Source organism: Dyella acidiphila, assembly GCF_014863405.1.
GTDB lineage: Bacteria > Pseudomonadota > Gammaproteobacteria > Xanthomonadales > Rhodanobacteraceae > Dyella_B > Dyella_B acidiphila.
Window position 1 is genome coordinate 299127 of record NZ_JACZZA010000001.1, and the last position, 14316, is coordinate 313442.

13 protein-coding genes and 1 tRNA gene are annotated in these 14316 nt (G+C 64.2%); 3 read left to right on the forward strand and 11 right to left on the reverse strand.

The genetic code is table 11. The features are described 5' to 3' along the window. Positions 1-40: 40 nt before the first annotated feature. Together IGX34_RS01500 and IGX34_RS01505 are read left to right on the forward strand one after the other, a co-directional pair. Positions 41-1624 carry an inorganic phosphate transporter gene (locus IGX34_RS01500; protein ID WP_192553893.1) on the forward strand — a complete coding sequence of 528 codons (1584 nt, stop codon included), beginning with the start codon at positions 41-43 and terminating at the stop codon, positions 1622-1624. 394 nt (positions 1625-2018) lie between these two features. Further along, the gene (locus IGX34_RS01505; protein WP_192553894.1) at positions 2019-2501 is read left to right on the forward strand and encodes a BON domain-containing protein; all 483 of its coding nucleotides are present in this window, start codon (positions 2019-2021) and stop codon (positions 2499-2501) included. A 94-nt stretch (positions 2502-2595) separates the two neighbouring features. Here the strand turns inward: IGX34_RS01505 and IGX34_RS01510 are convergent, their stop codons facing one another. The 7 genes from IGX34_RS01510 to IGX34_RS01540 form a co-directional block, all read right to left on the reverse strand. After that, positions 2596-3966: a tryptophan--tRNA ligase gene (locus IGX34_RS01510; RefSeq protein WP_192553895.1), complete on the reverse strand. Its 1371-nt coding sequence runs from the start codon at positions 3964-3966 to the stop codon at positions 2596-2598. A 111-nt stretch (positions 3967-4077) separates the two neighbouring features. Then, positions 4078-5001 (reverse strand): arginase, encoded by a 924-nt coding sequence (gene rocF / locus IGX34_RS01515; RefSeq protein ID WP_192553896.1) that lies wholly within the window; start codon positions 4999-5001, stop codon positions 4078-4080. A gap of 142 nt (positions 5002-5143) precedes the next feature. After that, positions 5144-5219: transfer RNA gene (locus tag IGX34_RS01520), tRNA-Thr, on the reverse strand. Between the two features lie 214 nt (positions 5220-5433). Continuing rightward, positions 5434-7494 carry an acyltransferase family protein gene (locus IGX34_RS01525; RefSeq protein ID WP_192553897.1) on the reverse strand — a complete coding sequence of 687 codons (2061 nt, stop codon included), beginning with the start codon at positions 7492-7494 and terminating at the stop codon, positions 5434-5436. 198 nt (positions 7495-7692) lie between these two features. Beyond that, complete coding sequence (locus IGX34_RS01530; RefSeq protein ID WP_192553898.1) at positions 7693-8415, reverse strand: SPOR domain-containing protein; 723 nt, start codon at positions 8413-8415, stop codon at positions 7693-7695. Positions 8416-8445: 30 nt separating this feature from the next. Continuing rightward, entirely contained in the window at positions 8446-9204 is a 759-nt protein-coding gene (locus IGX34_RS01535; protein ID WP_192553899.1) for a type III pantothenate kinase, read from the reverse strand. Next, on the reverse strand, positions 9201-10172 hold the full coding sequence (locus IGX34_RS01540; protein ID WP_192553900.1) for a biotin--[acetyl-CoA-carboxylase] ligase: 972 nt from the start codon (positions 10170-10172) through the stop codon (positions 9201-9203). The genes IGX34_RS01535 and IGX34_RS01540 overlap by 4 nt, the downstream gene beginning before the upstream one ends. A gap of 189 nt (positions 10173-10361) precedes the next feature. Between IGX34_RS01540 and IGX34_RS01545 the strand changes: the two genes are divergently transcribed. Next, complete coding sequence (locus IGX34_RS01545) at positions 10362-10730, forward strand: hypothetical protein (protein WP_192553901.1); 369 nt, start codon at positions 10362-10364, stop codon at positions 10728-10730. 9 nt (positions 10731-10739) lie between these two features. Here the strand turns inward: IGX34_RS01545 and IGX34_RS01550 are convergent, their stop codons facing one another. From IGX34_RS01550 to dusA, 4 genes are all read right to left on the reverse strand, one after another. Next, positions 10740-12149, reverse strand: coding sequence for an ATP-binding protein (locus tag IGX34_RS01550; RefSeq protein WP_192553902.1), 1410 nt, complete (start codon positions 12147-12149; stop codon positions 10740-10742). After that, on the reverse strand, positions 12121-12807 hold the full coding sequence (locus IGX34_RS01555; protein WP_192553903.1) for a response regulator transcription factor: 687 nt from the start codon (positions 12805-12807) through the stop codon (positions 12121-12123). The genes IGX34_RS01550 and IGX34_RS01555 overlap by 29 nt, the downstream gene beginning before the upstream one ends. Beyond that, on the reverse strand, positions 12807-13091 hold the full coding sequence (locus IGX34_RS01560) for a hypothetical protein (RefSeq protein WP_338015393.1): 285 nt from the start codon (positions 13089-13091) through the stop codon (positions 12807-12809). Before IGX34_RS01560 ends, IGX34_RS01555 begins: the two co-directional genes overlap by 1 nt. 182 nt (positions 13092-13273) lie before the next feature. Further along, complete coding sequence (dusA, locus tag IGX34_RS01565) at positions 13274-14254, reverse strand: tRNA dihydrouridine(20/20a) synthase DusA (RefSeq protein WP_192553904.1); 981 nt, start codon at positions 14252-14254, stop codon at positions 13274-13276. Positions 14255-14316: the final 62 nt, after the last annotated feature.

Sequence of the window (14316 nt, forward strand, 5' to 3'; positions counted from 1 at the left end):
TGCTTAGCTTCCATTGGGCTGACTATCAAGGGGCAAGCCCATGCAGACGGAAGTCGCAGTTGCATCAGCCGCGTCGCCAAGCCAAGGCTCGGGACGCATTTTCGCCATCGTGTTCGGTGTCATCCTGCTGATCGGCGTGGGATATGCCGCAGTGCACCTGATGAACGATCTGTCGATCGTACGCGTGCATTCGGCCACACCTTTTATCTTGCTCGGCATTGCCTTGCTGATCGCACTGGCCTTCGAGTTCGTCAACGGTTTCCACGACACCGCCAATGCGGTGGCCACGGTGATCTACACGCATTCGCTGCCGGCCAACCTGGCGGTGATCTGGTCGGGCACGTTCAATTTCCTCGGCGTGCTGACCTCGACCGGCGCGGTCGCCTTCACCGTGGTATCGCTGCTGCCGGTGGAGCTGATTCTGCAAGTGGGCAGCGGCGCCGGCTTCGCCATGGTGTTCGCCCTGCTGCTGGCGGCGATCCTGTGGAACCTGGGCACCTGGTACTTCGGCCTGCCTAATTCTTCCTCGCATACCTTGATCGGTTCGATCATCGGCGTCGGCCTGGCCAACCAGCTTACGGCGGTAAAAAACGGCACCAGCGGCGTGGACTGGAATGCGGCCATGGGCGTGTTCAAGGGCCTGGTGTTCTCGCCGATCGCCGGCTTCCTGCTCGCCGCGCTGCTGATGGTGCTGTGCAAGGCGCTGGTGAAGATTCCGGCGCTGTACCGCGCACCGGAAGGCAACAAGCCGCCGCCGTGGCCGATCCGCCTGCTGCTGATCCTCACCTGCACCGGCGTGAGCTTCAGCCACGGCTCCAACGACGGCCAGAAAGGCATGGGCCTGATCATGCTGATCCTGATCGGCACGGTGCCTACCGCTTACGCCTTGAACGGCGCGGTCTCGGGCGGCGAAGTGAAAACTTTCCACCAGGTGTCGGTGGAAGTGCAGCAAGTGCTGACCACGCTCAATCATGGCGCCACCGTCAGCGGCAGCCCGCACGATGCTGTCACTGCAGCTGTGCAGCAGCGCAAGCTGCAAGGCGATACCGTGCCGGCGCTATCGGCCCTGATCGCGGATATCGACCAGCAAGTGGGCAATCGCCCTTCGCTGCGCGAAGTCCCGCAGGAACAGATGGGCAACGTGCGTAACGACATCTACCTGGCCGACGCGGCGATTCCGCTGGTGCTGGCCACGCCCGGCATCGATGCCCAGCAGCGCAGCGCACTCACCACCTGGCGTGGCCTCGGTGTACAGGCCACGCAGTTCATTCCGCTATGGGTGAAGGTGGCGGTAGCGCTCGCGCTCGGCCTCGGCACGATGGTGGGCTGGAAACGCATCGTGGTGACGGTGGGTGAAAAGATCGGCAAGGAACATCTCACCTATGCGCAGGGCGCCGCGGCGGAACTGGTGGCGATGAGCCTGATCCAGGCGGCCGACATGTATCACCTGCCGGTCAGCACCACCCACGTACTGACCTCCGGCGTAGCCGGCACCATGGCAGCGAACGGCTCGGGACTGCAATGGTCCACCGTGCGCAATCTGCTGATGGCCTGGGTGCTCACCCTGCCGGCCTCGATCATCCTGGCCGGCCTGCTCTTCATCGTGCTCAAGCACGTATTCTGAGCTCCGGCGTTGCGGGCTGGCGTGCCACACGCCAGCCTGCGGCCACGCTCAAGGCGGTCGTCCCTGACCGTATTACTTCCTGAGATGAGCGTTGCGCCGCGGCGAAATAGGCAGCGCGGCGGGTGCTTAGTAATTAAGCAGAACACGATGTCACCTCTATGACGGTGTGCGTGCGCATTCGCACACATCGACGCAGATCACATCCCGCAACATCGCGGGAACACCGCGTTGGCACGAGCCACACGATCATGAACAAACGCCACTGGCCCTAACGTTTTGCAACAACTATTTCACATGCAACTTGTTGCCATGCACAGGCGGATCGATCGTGATGCGCCTGCATGCACCGGCACTCCGGCTGGCGCATGCAGTTCACAGGCCCAAGGAGATTGCCATGCCTAACAAGTCCATCTTGCGCAAATCCATCATCGCCGGTGGTGTCACGATAGCGTTCGCTGCGGCACCTTTCTGTCTGATGGCACAGACTGCACCCACGCAGTCGCCCAGCATGCAGCAGCAGCCGACCAACACCGAGCAGGCGCCGAGCACGATGTCGCCGTCGCAGACGCAGACGCCGGCCAGCAACGAGACGGTGCCAGGCAAGGTCGACGACACCTGGATTACCACCAAGGTGAAATCCAAATTGGCAGCCGCCAAGGGCGTAAAAGCCTCGGATATCTCGGTCAGCACCACTGATGGTGTGGTGACGCTGACCGGCACGGCCACGTCGGCCAAGGAAAAAACCCATGCCGAACATCTGGCCAAGCAGGTCAAGGGCGTGAAGAGTGTGGATGGTTCCGGCCTGACGGTCGGCTCGTCATCGGGCGGCGGCAGCAGTGGCAGCAGTGGCAGTTCGACCCAGCCGTCCGGCGGCTGATATAGCCATCCAGCAACAAACATGATGTGTCATTGGTGACGAAGCCGGGCTGGATGGTGCGACGGTGCATCCAGCCCGGCATAGGCAATAGCCGTTATTCGTTTTCCTGCGCAGCCAACAGATCCAGCGCCTGGCACAGGTAATGCATTGCCGCATCGCGCGATGCTTCGTCGGCATAGTCGGGCGAATTGGCGACCGCCTCGCCTTCCACTTCCAGCACCAGCGAGAGCGGGAGTGCCAGCAATGCGGCATCCGCGCCGCCGAGTGTCTTGAGTTTCTTCTGCACTGCGCCGGCAGCCTTGGGGTCCTTGAAGGACTTGGACAGCAACAGCTCCTCGCCTTCGGCCGAGAACAACCGGAAGCGGAAGCTGCCGTCTGCCTCGCGGAAGCTGGCGAAGCGCGGCGACTTCACGGCTTTCGAAGCCTGTTTCGCATGGCCGCCGGCGGTGCTGAGCGCAGACATCGCGCGCAGGCCGATGGCATTGCGCAACTCGGCGATCTTCGGGCCCGCGACGGCGCGTGCCTTGCGTGCGCCGTCGCGCAGAATTTCCTCGATTGCGGCGGGACGCGCAATCAGGTCCTCATAGCGCTCACGCATCGGCGCCACATCCGCCTCGATGCGTTCGTACAGCACCTGCTTGGCCTCGCCCCAGCCGATACCCTCTTCCAGCGCACGCCGGAACGCGGCGCTTTCGGTATCGCTGGCAAACGCCTTGAAGATGGTGAAGAGCGCGGAGCTGTCCGGATCCTTGGGTTCGCCAGGCATGCGCGAATCGGTGACGATGCGCATGATGGTCTCGCGCAGCTGCTTGCTGCCGCCGGCGAACAAGGGAATGGTGTTGTCGTAGCTCTTGGACATCTTGCGGCCGTCCAGGCCCGGCAAGGTCGCCACCTGTTCCTCGATCAGCGCCTCGGGCAACACGAAGAAATCGCGCCCGTAGATATGGTTGAAACGCTGCGCGATATCGCGCGCCATTTCGATGTGCTGGATCTGGTCACGCCCCACCGGCACATGCTGCGCATTGAAGGCCAGGATGTCCGCCGCCATCAGCACCGGATACATGTACAGGCCGGCGGTAATGCCGGCATCCGCGTCTTCGCCGGCCTCGTTGTTCTTGTCCACCGATGCCTTGTAGGCATGCGCGCGATTGAGCAGGCCCTTCGCGGTGACACAGGTGAGCAGCCAGGTGAGTTCGGGAATTTCCGGAATATCCGACTGCAGATAGAACGTGACCTTGTTCGGATCCAGTCCTGCGGCCAGCCAGGTGGCGGCGATTTCCAGGCGCGAACGTTCGATGCGGGCCGGGTCGTCGCTCTTGATCAGCGCGTGGTAGTCGGCCATGAAGAAAAACGCATCGACTTCCGCGCGGCGGCTGGCGGCGATCGCCGGGCGAATCGCGCCGACGTAGTTGCCCAGGTGCGGCGTGCCGGTGGTGGTGATGCCAGTAAGGACACGGGTTTGCATGCGCGAAATCGGCTCCTGCCGCGAGAGGTATAGCGTCCGCGCACATCGGCGCGGACCGGGTTCAAGCAGTGTACGGGTAAAAACCGCCCGGCGTGGTCAGCGCCGCGGCCTTCAATCCGGGCCGCGCATCAAAGTGGACTTGCCGAACAGCGATTCGACCAGTTCCACCGCCAGCCGGGCGGTGCGATTGCGCTTGTCGTACGCCGGATTCAACTCGACGATATCGAGCGAACCCAGCCGGCCGGTGTCGGCAATCATCTCCATACACAGCTGCGCTTCGCGATAAGTAGGACCGCCGCGCACGGTGGTGCCTACACCCGGCGCAATCGAAGGATCGAGGAAGTCCACATCGAAGCTGACATGCAGGTGGGTGTCCGCATCGAGGCCTTCGAGCGCCTCTTCCATGGTGCGCTTGATGCCCACTTCGTCGATGTGGCGCATGTCATAGATATCCACCCGGGCTTCGCGCACCAGGCGCTTCTCGCCCTCGTCGACCGAGCGGATGCCGATCTGGCGGAATACGTCCGGACTGGTCGCCGGTACCTGCTCGCCGATTTCCACCAGCTCGCGCGGCCCGTTGCCGCACAGGCAGGCCACCGGCATGCCGTGGATATTGCCCGAGGGCGTGACCTGCGAAGTGTTGAAATCGGCATGCGCATCCAGCCACAGCACGCGCAGCTTGCGCCCGCTTTCGCGGCAATGCCGCGCCACCGCACTGATCGAACCGATCGCCAGGCAATGATCGCCGCCCAGCATCACCGGCAGGCGACCTGCCTGCAGCTCGTGATGGATGGCCGCGTGCACGGCGGTATTCCAGGCCACTACTTCGGGCAGATGGCGATAACCGTTTTGCGGCGGCTGCCACGGATTCATCGGCCCATGCAGATTGCCGCGGTCGACCACCTCCAGCCCGCGCCTGCGCAACTTCTCCGCGAGCTGCGCCACGCGCAGCGCTTCGGGCCCCATCGAGGCGCCACGATGGCCGGCGCCGATGTCGGTCGGCACGCCGACCAGTGCAATCACCTGCTTGCTCATACCGCTTTTCTCGTGAATTTCCAACGCAAGGCATCGATTTTAGCCGGTTGGCCGCGGCAGGGGGCGTGCACTGCAATAGAGCACCCTGGCCGACCGGCAGACAGCAAAAAGCCCGCCTGGAGGCGGGCTTTGGCGAACAATCTGGTGCCGACAGTCTGACTCGAACAGACGACCTACCGCTTACAAGGCGGTTGCTCTACCAACTGAGCTATGCCGGCGTGGCCGGCTAGTTTATGCAATCCGGGGGCATCTGTCCGCCCTTGCTTCATCAAGCGAAGCGGCGAACGGGAATTTGAGACTATTCGCCGGCCCTGGTCCCAATCCGGACCAGCCAGCGCGCCCGGTCATGGCTCACCGCACTCAAATGGGCGCTGCGCCCTCTTCCTGGCGCCTGCGCCCTCTTCCTGGCGCCTGCGCCGCCTGCAGCCTGTTTTAGCGCTGCCCGGCTTTACCCGGCAAGCCTATTTCCGCTCGAAAAGTGTGCGCAACGAAGACCGAACCGGCGGGCGTCAGATGCATGATATCCAGATAAAAGGGCGTGCCGCTCGAGTCGGATTCCCGCATCAGGCATCCCGACGCATCGCACATGTGCGGAGTAATGGCGACGAAGTCCGCGCCGGTATCGTGCGCCACCTTCGCCAGCACGGCATCCGCCGTCTGAGTGCGCTGATCGAATGTACCGGGCCGGTAGTCCGCCTGGCCCAGCCCATATTTCGCATAGTTCAAGTGCGCTGGCGGAACCCGGTGCAGAGGATCCTCGCGCCACAAATTGAAGGTGATGCGGGATGGCGTATCGCTCCACGTAGGAACCGGCCCCAGCACAATGATCCTCCCCACGCCACGCGCCTTGAGCGCAGCGATGGTGGCCGGGAGTGATGACTTGTCGTATTGCCCCCACATCGCAGAGAGGATGACGACGGCTGGCCGCAGGCTCGCTATCTTCTCAAGTATCCATTTGTTGTTCGCGGTGCATGCGCGATTGCCGGAACTGTCGAAGCCCATCATGGGCGGGCACTGAGAAGAGGTGAACTGCGCAAGCCGAATGGTCCCCGCCTCGTTGGCAATGGACCGCAGACCTGCATACATCGCGGCTGCTCCGGAATCTCCCCATAGCACCCAAAGGGGCTGGTTGCCGGCGTCGACACACTCTGGCGCGAACTGCGAGGCGTCTTGCCCCAGCTCCATGAAACACCGCTTGTGCCGCATCGCGGCGCGCCAACCGTTCAAATCATATTCGGTAGCGCGCTGCACGATTTCCGGGTAGCGCGATGCAACGCCATTTTTGGCCCAGATGGTGGCCGATATGCCAGCAACTGCCAGCATGCAGCAGGCCAGCAGCGCGACTTTTGCGGGGTTTCTCGATCCCGAGCGCATCGGGCGCTCGATGAAGCGATAGGTTGCCCAGGCGAGGACGGCAGCGATCAACAGCATTGAAGCGATCACGGCGGCCGACGGCCCTTCCGGATGCACGGTTCTCGCAGCCACCAGCAAGGGCCAGTGCCACAAATAGAGCGGGTAGCTGATGAGCCCCACCGCCACCATGGGCCTGCTGGCCAGAACATGCCTGGCCAGCCATGTTCTCGGTCCGGCAGCGATCAGGCATGCACTGCCCAGCGTCGGCAAAAGCGCCCAGCTGCCCGGAAAGGGACGATGGTCATCAATGCGCAGCAACCCATAGGCAATGGCCATGAGCCCCACTATGGCGAGGCTCTCGCCGAACCATGCCTCGCGGGTGAGTTCACGCCGCAAGCCGATGCTTGCCATAACTCTGGCAAGCACACTGCGTTCATGCGCTCCCTGCGGCGACGTCCAATGTGCGAGCGCACCGCCTACCATCAGCTCCCATGCCCGGCTTGCAGGCGAGTAGAACGCCGCCGTGGCATCGTGATGGACCGTAGCGAGATTGACGATAAAGCTGGCGATGCCGGTCACGACGATGACCGGCATCAAGGGCAGCCGTACTCGCCATGCAGCCCAGAGCAACAAAGGCCAGATCAAATAGAACTGTTCTTCGATCCCCAGTGACCATAAGTGCAGCAGCAGCTTCGAATTGGACGCTGCATCGAAATATCCGGCCTCGTGCCAAAGGACGAAGTTGGATACAAAGCCTGCACCGCCAAACGCATGCTTTGCGAGTGCCGACAGATTATCGGCGAGCATAAATTGCCAGCCGAAAACCAGGCACGCCAGCAAAACGAGAATCAAAGCGGGAAAGATTCGGCGGATACGCCGGGAATAGAAATCGGCAATGCTGAAAGTGCCATTGGCGATGGTCGTCAAGATGACCTTTGAAATCAGGTAACCGGAAATGACGAAGAAAATGTCGACGCCGGTAAATCCACCACGCAATCCGTTGGGAAAAGCATGGAAGGCAAGTACAGATAGCACCGCGATCGCACGCAAGCCGTCCACATCCGGTCGATAGGCAATGTGGCCAGCCGGGATAGGTTTTTCCGCAAGCGTTCCCGTATGGACTTCCGGCTGTACTTTCATGGAGGGCCTGAGCAGTGCGAGATGCCGCACAAAACACGCAATAATACTGGCCAGGGCTGCGCTGGCAAAGGCGCTCGATGCGGTCTTCCCGGCATCGGCCCTGCTAGCAGCCTGCACGTGTAAGTGGCCTGCGGCGACCCGATGAACCGCGAAACCCTTGTTTTCATCCAGCAGGTTCGCAAACCATCTCGCGGGCGCTCAAAAACAGCCGGTGCTGTGCGAGCCGATGGCCTGATCGTGGATGCGGCTGCGCCAGTCGAAATGCTTGCTGTCCACCGGCATCAGATCGAGCCAGTACTCCGGCACGGTTTCGGTGCGCTCGGTCAACTGCGCATTGAAGCCCGCAGCGGCAATTTCGTCGCGCCGCTTGCGTGCATTGGCCGGATCCTTGAACAGGCCCAGCGATACCGTGTTCTGGTTGTCGCCGGCACCGACCACGAAATAGTCCTTGATATTTTTCTGGCCGAGCTGCAGCGCCAGGCTCAGTGCTGCGGCGTGGCTCGGCGCGGGAGGCAGATGCACCCACCAGCTTCGGACCTCGGTAGCCTGCTCCTGCCGCGCACGCGTGCGCAGCACTTGCGCGCCCAGCACGTTGCGGGCGATGCGCAGATCTTCTTGCGTGGCGAACGGGCCCAGCGCCATGCAGGCGTAGCTCAGCGCATTGGGCGATGCCGGTGGCAGCGCCGTGTTGGCGGGGGCTGGCGCAACGGCCGCCGTTGCCGGGGCGCTGGTCGGCACCGCCGACGAAGCTGCCGGCGCCACGCTGCCGGGCGGTGTCGGCAATTCGGACAGCAGACGCAATTTCGGCACCCCGGGATCGGTGGCGAAATGCATGTGCGTGTCGTTCTGGCCCAGCAGCAGCCATGCGCCGACAGCGATATTGAGGGCAATCAGCAGAACGAACAGCAGGCGCAGCAGCATCGGCCATCCACCATCTTGGGTCGAACGATTTTAAAACGATGCCTGCGCCGGATAGGTGTCCGCCCACACAAGCAGACCACGCAGCACGCTGTCCGCCGCCACTTCGGCCGGCACGTCCAGCAGCGGCAGCAACAGGTCGGCATCGCCGCCATCCAGCAGCAGTCGCGGCGCAGCCTGCAGGGACTGGGCGCCGATATGCCTGGCAAAGCGCTCGACCAGCGCCGCCACCGCCTGCCAGCAGCCGGAAGCCACGGCGTCGGCGGTGTTGTCGGCCAGATCGCGGATCAGCCCTGGGCGTTCCGGCCGCACCCGCGCCGTAGCGCCCAGCAAGGATTGCTGCATCAACAGCGGACCGGGCGCGATCAGGCCACCCAGGTGCTGGCCATCGGCAGCCAGTGCATCGAGCGTAAGCGCGGTACCGATGCCAGCCAGTACGCACGGAGCATGGCCGGCTGCATGCGCAGCGACCATCGCCAGGAAACGATCCACGCCCAGCCGTTGCGGTTCTGCATAGGCATTGCGTACACCGCAGGCCTGCGCCGGCGTGCGCACCCAGGCGATATCACGCGCAAACACACTACCGACAGCTTGTTGCAGCAAGGCTTCGCGCTCGGCATCCACCACCGAGGCGCCCAGCACGCGCTGCGGCGCCTGCAAGCTCGACCAGGCCTGCTGCAAGGCAGCGGCGACATCCGCATCCCAGGCCACCGCCCCGCGCGCAGACCAGCCATCGTTCCCGGCCAGCGCCCATTTCAGCCGTGTATTGCCCAGATCCAGCAGCAGCTTCATGCGCGGCGCACCGTCACGTCGGCGCTGTCGATGCTGAGCAAGCCGGCATCGGTGCGCACCTGCAGCGCACCGCGGACATCAATGCCCGCGCCCACGCCTTCGAAGTCGCCGGTGGCGCCACTGATACGCAGCGGGATATCGCGCAGGGCATCGTATTCGGCGTAATCGGCGGCGAACGCTACAAAGCCTTCGCGTTCGAACTGCTCCAGCCCCTCGGCCAGGCTGGCGATCAGCGCCGCCGCCATTTGATTGCGATCCGGCGGCGTACCGCCGGCCAGGCTGGCCAGATCGCAGATCGGCTGGCCGGCCTGCTCACGCAGGGCGTCGGTAAGACGCAGATTGAGTCCGATGCCGACGATTGCCGCGCACGGCCCCTGGTACTCGCCGCTCAGCTCGACCAGGATCCCGGCCAGCTTGCCGCCCGCGGCCAATACATCGTTCGGCCACTTCAGGCGCGCCCCGGCGATACCCATGGCATGCAGCGCGCGCAACACGATCACCCCCGTCGCCAGCGACAAACCGGACAGCGCGGCAAAGCCGGCATCGAAGCGTTTCAGGCACGACACATACAGATTCAAGCCCGGCGGCGACAGCCAGCTGCGCCCGCGCCGGCCGCGGCCGGCGGTCTGCGTTTCCGCCAGCACCACGCTCAGGTCCGGCGCGCCAAAGCCGCGACGCTGCAGTTCGCTGGAGGTGGAATCGATCTCCCAATACAGGTCCAGCGCACCCAGGCGCTGCGCCAGAACCGGCGGCAGCGCGGCGCGGATGGCGGCCTCGTCCAGCATCTGGATCGGCCACGGCAGGCGATAGCCCGCCGCGCCCTCGGACTCGATCGGCACACCGCGATGGCGCAAGGCCTCGATCTGCTTCCAGATCGCCGCGCGGGTCAAACCGGCCTCGGCGGCCAGGCGGGAGCCCGACAGCGCCGCCCCGCCGGCCAGGGCCGCCAGAATCTGTTGCGGCTGCATGCGGTCAGGCTTCCGATCGACGACCGGCCAGACGCGGCCGCACGCGGGAGTAGGAGAAAGTACGTAAGGACATCAGCCAATTCTAGCGGCTGGAACCACCCCCTCGGCGCCTCCGGAGCGGGCACTGGCGCCGGGGCGGGGTTTCTGGGACCATCCGGAGCTGGCTTCACGCCTCGGGGGCTTATCGCCATGCGCGCCACATCGCTGCTACTCGGATGCTTGCTGAGTCTAGGCACCATCGCCAATGCGGCGGCTGCCGGGACCACGGCTGGCAGCGGCATGGGCAGTAGTGCCGCCGCTTCCAGCGAAAACTGCACCAGCCATTCGGCCGATCGCAGCAGCAGTCACGACAGCTCCTCCGCCAGCGGCGATGTTTTCAACCTGCCGCACAGCAGCACCGGTTCGGCCAGCGCGTCTTCGCACGGCCACGCATCGAGCCCCAGCACCAGCAGCGACGACGCCTCCATGCACACGAGCGGCAGCGATGCCATCGGCGGCAGTGCCTCGCACGGCTCGGGTCTCAGCTGGCAATCCCTGCTGCCCGGTTCGATCCAGTAAGCGTAGCTCTCAGGCCGGCGGCAATACCACGCTGAAGCGCGCGCCGCCGAATTCGGCTGAGCGATCCACCTTCAATTCGCCGTTATAGGCACGCACGATGTCCTGCACGATCGACAGGCCGATGCCGTGGCCCTGCACCCGTTCGTCGCCGCGCACGCCTCGCTGCAACACCTTTTCGACCTTGCCTTCGTCGATGCCCGGGCCGTCGTCTTCCACGCTCATCATCAGGCCGGGACGCTGGCGCGCGCTGCCCTGCGGCAGCATTTTCACCACCAGCAGCACATGGTGCCCGGCCCACTTGAAGGCGTTCTCGAGCAGGTTGCCCATCAGCTCCAGCAGATCGCCCTGCTCGCCATAGAACGCGGCGCCGTCGTCGATATCGAATTCGCACAGCACGTTCTTCGCTGCGTAGACCTTTTCCAGGCTTTGCACCAGATCTTCGGCATGCCCGGCGATCGGCACTGCGCTGGCAAACGTCTGCCGTCCGCTGGTGGCGGCGCGGGCCAGCTGGTAGGCCACCAGTTCGTCCATCCGGCGCACCTGGTCGAGCACCGGCTGGCGCACGCTGAGCGGCACCTCGCCCTGCGATTCGAGCTGCGAGCGCATTACCGCCAGCGGTGTCTTGAGGCTGTGCGCCAGGTCGGCCAGCGTATTGCGGTAACGCGTGCGCTGTTCGCGCTCGCTGTCGACAAAAGCGTTGATGCGTTCGGTAAGACCGGTAAGTTCGACCGGATACTGGCTATCCAGGTGATCGGTGTCGCCGCGCTCGACGCGGCTCATGTCGCTGGCCACTTTGCGCAGCGGGGTAAGGCTCCAGTACAGCAGCATCAGCTGCAGCACGATCAGCATCACGCCCAGGGTGGCCAGCCAGCCGACCAGGCTGCGCCGATAGACGGCGATATTGCCTTCCAGCTCATCCTCGGTCTGCGCCACCGTGAAGGTGAGGCGCACCGGATCGTGGTTGGGTACATCCAACGCCACGCCGAAGCTGTAGTAGTAAAGCCGCCCCAGCTCGGTATCCACCGGGCCCACGAACTGCGAGGTGCCCGGATCCAGCTGGTGCAGAAAACCGAAGTCGCGCCCCAGCGCCGAGGACGACTCCCAGTGGAAGTCATCGCCCAGCACCACCGCATACAGGCCCGAACCCGGGCGCGAGAACATCGGATCCGGCGGCGTGTCCGGCATCAACGGCTTGCCGTCGCGGCGCACGTCAGTGCCGGTGATGTAGGAGATCACATTGTCGTGCAGGCGATCCTGCAGCTTGTTGACTTCGCTGGCGGCATAGGTGCGCGACAGCGTCCACCCGATGGCGCCCAGGAAGGCAGCCAGCACGAGGCCGGTGGTAAGCGCCGCGCGCGCCGCCAGTGAGAACGGGCGGCGCGGGGCAGCATCATTCGTCTTCGCTGCGAGGGATGGCAAAGCGATACCCGCGTCCGCGCACCGTTTCGATCGGTTTCATCGTGCCTTCCGGATCCAGCTTCCGGCGCAGGCGGCCGATGAACACCTCGAGCACATTCGAGTCGCGATCGAAATCCTGCTGATAGATGTGCTCGGTGAGGTCGGCCTTGGACACCAGCTCGCCGGCATGCAGCATCAGGTATTCGAGCACCTTGTACTCGTAGCTGGTGAGGTCCACCGGCTTGCCTTCCACCCCCACCGTCTGCGCGGTGGTATCGAGCTTGATCGGGCCGCAGGCCAGCACCGGCTTGGACCAGCCGCTGGCACGACGCACCAGGGCGTTGATGCGCGCCAGCAGTTCTTCAACATGGAACGGCTTGACCAGGTAGTCGTCGGCGCCGTGCTTGAGGCCCTCGACCTTGTCCTGCCAGCTGCCGCGAGCGGTAAGAATCAGGATGGGGTAGCGCTGGCCGGCTTCGCGCAGGGCCTTGACCAGGTCCATGCCCGACATCTTGGGCAGGCCCAGGTCGATGATGGCCAGATCGAACGGCACTTCGCGGCCCAGGTAAATGCCCTCTTCACCATCCTGTGCTGTATCTACGGCAAACCCGTCGCGTTTGAGGCGTGCCGCCAGCGTTTCGCGCAGCGGGGCTTCGTCTTCGACCAGGAGGATGCGCATCAGTGTTTCTCCTTCTTGCTTCCGCCATTGGGGAATTTTTTGGTGGATTGTGCCGCAGCCGGTGCATGCGTGGCATCCGATGGAACCGAAATGACACGCACATGCCCCTCGGGCGTAAGCACCTTGATGCGGTACTCCACCCGGCGTCCGAGTTCACGCGGCTCGGCCGACAGAATCTTGCCGCCAACTTGTTGTTGTACACGCACTACGGCCTGATCCAGGCTAAGCCCGCCCTGTGCCGAGGCCTGGGCAGCAACCGTGCCGGCCGCCAGCAGCAGGGCCACTGCAATCGCCCATGTTAGACCGTGATATACGCCCATAATCCCGTGCATTAAGGCCGGTCTTAAGCCCGGCTGACGCGCCATACTGCGCAACCGGGGCTGAATAGTGACCTGACGGATACCGCGCCTTGGCCATCCATCCAGCGCATGGCCCTTGAGTTGGCCGCAAAGGCCGGCTATGCAACTCAGGCCGCCGCCCGCGCCGGGGCAATCGCCTGCTCAAGCAATGACCAGCCAGCCCCGGCTTGGTGCGCGCCTTCGCTCAGGGTGCGCCGGAATCCGCGCGCACCCGGCTCGCCCTGATACAGCCCAAGCAGGTGGCGCGAAATATGTTTCAGGGCGGTGCCGCGAGCCAGCTCGGCCTCGATATAGGGACGCATGCGCAGCAGCACGCTTTCCCGCGACGGCAGCGGCTCGCCATACAAGGCCGCCTCCACCCGGGCCAGCACATAGGGATCGTGATAGGCAGCGCGCCCCAGCATCACACCATCCACATGCGCCAGATGTTCCTGCACCGCCGGCACCGTGGTGATGCCGCCGTTGATGATCACCAGCAACTGCGGAAACTCCTGCTTGAGGCGGTACACGCGCTGGTAGTTCAGCGGCGGCACCTCGCGGTTCTCCTTCGGCGACAGCCCCTGCAGCCACGCCTTGCGGGCATGCACCACCAGGATCTGCACGCCGGCTTCCAGCATGCGTTCGGTGAAGTGCTGCAGGTCGGCGTATTCGTCCTGCTCATCCACCCCGATCCGGCACTTCACCGTGACCGGCACGGCCACCGCATCGCGCATCGCCTTGACACAATCGGCCACCAGCGCCGGCTCGCGCATCAGGCAGGCGCCGAAGCGCCCCGACTGCACCCGGTCGGACGGACAGCCCACATTGAGATTAACCTCGTCATAGCCTGCTTCGGCGCCATAGCGCGCCGCCTGCGCCAATTCCTGCGGATCGCTGCCGCCCAGTTGCAAGGCCACCGGATGTTCCTGCTGGCTATGTTCCAGCAACCGCAACTGCTTGCCGCGCACTAGGGCGGCACTGGTCACCATCTCGGTATACAGCCGCGCATGCGGCGACAGCAGCCGGTGGAAATAGCGGCAGTGGCGGTCGGTCCAGTCCATCATGGGAGCGACGGAGAGCTGGAAATCGCTGGGATCGATGTTGTGCATGGCTGCATTTTACCTGCACAGCCGTCCACGCCCATGCATCCTGGACGGCCCGGTCAATGGTC